This window comes from Clostridium sp., from assembly GCF_016650035.1.
In the GTDB taxonomy this organism is placed as follows: domain Bacteria; phylum Bacillota; class Clostridia; order Clostridiales; family Clostridiaceae; genus Clostridium_AD.
The window spans coordinates 1-3669 of record NZ_JAENWM010000162.1; the positions used below are offsets into that span (position 1 = coordinate 1).

The window sequence follows — 3669 nt, forward strand, 5'->3', positions numbered from 1 at the left end:
CATGTAGATTTATCAAGACTAAACAAAGAAGAAAAAAGCATTTATGACTTAGTTATAAAAAGATTCTTAGAAGTTCTAAGCCCAGCTTTTGAGTATGAGCAAACTACTGTGAAAATAAATGTTAAGGGTGAAAGCTTTTCCGCAAAAGGAAAAATAGTTAAATCTAAGGGCTGGAAAGAAATAAGCAGTTCTGAGGGCAGTGAAGAAAAAGATCAATCACTTCCAGAAATAAAAAAAGGTGAAGCGGTTAAACTTACTTTAGCTAAATCACAAAATGAGAAAACCAAGCCACCTGCAAGGTTTAATGAAGCGACGCTTCTAACAGCTATGGAGCATCCAGGAAAAGATATTCAGGATGATAGTTTAAGGGAAGCCTTGGATAATACCTCAGGCCTAGGAACCTCTGCAACAAGGGCAGATGTTATTGAAAAATTATTTAATATTTTCTATATGGAGAGAAGAGGTAAAGATATTTTTCCTACCTCAAAAGGAATACAACTAATAGGGTTAGTACCACAAGAATTAAAATCCCCAGAGCTTACCGCTAAGTGGGAAAAACAGCTTCAACTTATAAGTAAAGGAAAAGCTAATTCCATGAATTTCGTAAAGGATATGAGAGAATATGCAGTTAAGCTTGTGAAGACCGTTGCAGCATCCTCCGAAATATACAAACATGACAACGCTACAAGAGTTAAATGCCCTGAGTGTAGTAAGTATCTTCTTGAGGTTAATGGCAAAAGGGGTAAAATGCTTGTATGTCCTGATAGAGACTGTGGATATCGTAAGGGAGTTTCACAAGTTTCAAATGCACGTTGTCCTACTTGTCACAAGAAAATGGAGATTAGAGGGGATGGCGACAATAAGATTTTCGTTTGTGGTTGTGGCTATAGAGAAAAACTTTCAGCGTTTACTAAGCGTCGAGATAAAGAAAAGAGTTCTTTAGATAAAAAGGATGTTAATAAGTTTTTGAATCAGCAGAATAAGAAAGATGAACCTGTGAATTCTGGTAATTCTGCTATGGCGGAGGCTTTTGCTAAGCTTAATTTAAAATAGTGAAAAAATAACACTAGTTATAAGTACCTTTATAAGTTGTTTTAAGATGTTTATCAACATATAATGCTGATAAACATTTATAAATGGAGAGTCAGTAATGAGTTTATTTTGCTCATTACTGGCTCTTAATTTTACGTAATAAAATTAAATGTAAAGATATAAATGAATTTATTACCAGAATCGAATTATCAGCATTATCATTTATTAATAAATTCACAAAATTTCCAGCTAACTACAAATAGAAATAATATTTCAATTTGAGAAGAGCAAGAGCATTCGATAATTGCAAAGCAGAGAGAGATTGAGCATAGAATATAAGAATTTATTAAAATTTTAAGATGATTTATATATTACATCCAATTAATTACTACTTATGTCGTCCGTAAAGAAAGTTGTGTCTTCTATTAATATAATTCTCTTCCTTTTTTTAAGAAAATAACATCAATAAAAGTGATACCAAAAGCAAAACCTGCTGCATTAGAAAACACTCTAAATAAATCTATGTTTGAATGTCTAAAAACACAATCAGAAATATAGTTTAAAGCACTAAATAAAATAAACAAAGCAATAAACTTAAACAGCCTTTTCCTTATCTCAACCCATTTTAATTTTCTTAAATTTAGAATAGTAATAATAGGAACGTACAAAAGCAAAAATAAAGTTAAGAATAAATAGCCAATTCCAAATTTGAAAGCAATGCTATTGTCTATATCTTTGTAAACCATCCAAAGCAAAATTATAGTTCCAATTGCAAATAGTATAAAAAGAATTCTTGTAAAAATTAATGCTGTATCCTTCAAGATATCACCCCCTTTACTATAATAATATCATGACTCGAAATCTAAAAATGATTTTACATTATTTTTAGATATGTATATTCATTCCATCATAAGCGAATTCTAAATTACTACTTATGTCGTCCGTTATGAATGATGCGTCGTTAGTTTATATCCATATATTATTTATTTATCTTTATCAATCAAAGCATGTCTTAATGAAGTATATGGAAGAGACATAATAAGAATTGCAAATATTAATATAGTTGCTGGTATTTTAAAAATTTCATTTACAAATATAGATAAAACTAAACCAACTGCTCCCACAATTGAAATTAATAGCAAAATCCGTTGTATCCTATTCAGCAGTATGACAGGATCATATTTTTTTTGATCTTTTTGTGAAAGAGTATTATACCAAAGTATCCAATTACCACTTTTACTTGGTTTTATAAACAATGAAAAAATATATATTGTAAATACAGCTGTTGTTATATAAAACATTCCTCTTATCGCATGTTGAAATAAAGACATATAAACCCTCCTATTCTCTCTTAAGACGCTTAAAATTACCAAGATGAAACAACTTATTAACTATATTATACAATAAAGTATTGTTAATTCCTTAGAGCGGGTAAAAAAACATATCATATTTCCAACTTGTTAGTACCTCAAAATTGTTTATTTTTTGACTACACATCAAATACTTCAGCTATGATTAATTTTCAGTTCATTTATAAGAGTTATAAGATACTTTTATCTTGAAATATGTAGTTGAAAATATCTACACCATTTTGTATACAGTTTCGTATAAAAGGCATACTACATAATGAGAGTGTAGTTAAAAGGATGGGGAATATATGTTATATGGATATGCAAGATGTAGCACAGATAATATTAAACAGGATATAACAAGGCAGACAAGAGAATTAAAGGCAGTAGGGGTTACTATTAAGAATATATATTTGGAATATGCAAGTGGCACTAAAATAGACAGAGTAGAATTTAATAAGTTATTAGATAAAGTTATAGAGGGTGACACTATAATAGCAACAGAGGTTAGCAGAATAACCAGAAGCACCAAACAATTATGTGAAATTATAGAATTAGCTAAAATTAAAAAAATCAAATTAGTGTTAGGAAATTTTATTGTAGATTGCATAAAAGAATTAGACCCAATGACGGAAGGAATGTTAAAAATGATGGGTGTGTTCTCAGAGATAGAACGTAACATGATAAGCCAAAGAGTTAAAAGTGGTTTGGCTAATGCTAAAGCTAAAGGGAAGTTATTAGGTAGGCCTAAAACTACTATAGAAGATATTCCAGTGGTAGTAGTAAAATTTTATGAACTATTAAAGAAAGGTAAGATAAATAAGAGTGAATGTGCTAGAATGTGCGACATATCCAGGACATGTTTGTATAAATACATTAAGCTTATTGAAGAGGGTAAATAAGTCTTCTTTTTTTATTTTATATTATAATTATATAGCATATAAAAAAGGTAGCCAAAAATCAGGCAACATATAAAGAAAAACATTTAATTAAAGAAAGGGGAATATATAGATTTGGGTTTGGAGAGGGAAAAACTTCATATGTGGTTAGGAATCATTGGCATTGCAACTTATTATGGAGTTTTAGGAAAATATGGATTATACTATAATTGCATCGGTTTAGGCTTTTATAATTAATTATAATATTATAAGAGTATAGTCGGAAAACAATAATTAACAATATCCACATTTAGGAAATAATAATATGTATCTGGATAACGAATTATACTCAAATTAATTATAGGCATAACAAAAAGACTTTTTTACACATTATTTTAAAAAAGCCGTAG

Annotated in this window: 4 protein-coding genes; 2 read left to right on the forward strand and 2 right to left on the reverse strand. The window is 29.4% G+C overall.

Annotation, left to right across the window (positions count from 1 at the left end; all coding sequences use genetic code 11):
- Window positions 1–1053, forward strand: a 1053-nt coding sequence (locus tag JJD95_RS19930; RefSeq protein ID WP_291645235.1) for a DNA topoisomerase, incomplete at its 5' end; no start/stop codon positions are given.
- A gap of 404 nt (window positions 1054–1457) precedes the next feature.
- Here JJD95_RS19930 and JJD95_RS19935 read toward each other — a convergent pair.
- Both JJD95_RS19935 and JJD95_RS19940 read right to left on the reverse strand, forming a co-directional pair.
- Window positions 1458–1853, reverse strand: coding sequence for a hypothetical protein (locus tag JJD95_RS19935; protein WP_291645237.1), 396 nt, complete (start codon window positions 1851–1853; stop codon window positions 1458–1460).
- Between the two features lie 162 nt (window positions 1854–2015).
- The gene (locus tag JJD95_RS19940) at window positions 2016–2363 is read right to left on the reverse strand and encodes a DUF3784 domain-containing protein (protein WP_291645239.1); all 348 of its coding nucleotides are present in this window, start codon (window positions 2361–2363) and stop codon (window positions 2016–2018) included.
- 326 nt (window positions 2364–2689) lie between these two features.
- Here JJD95_RS19940 and JJD95_RS19945 point away from each other — a divergent pair, with 326 nt between their 5' ends.
- Window positions 2690–3283, forward strand: a complete 594-nt coding sequence (locus JJD95_RS19945; RefSeq protein ID WP_291645241.1) for a recombinase family protein — start codon at window positions 2690–2692, stop codon at window positions 3281–3283.
- Window positions 3284–3669: the final 386 nt, after the last annotated feature.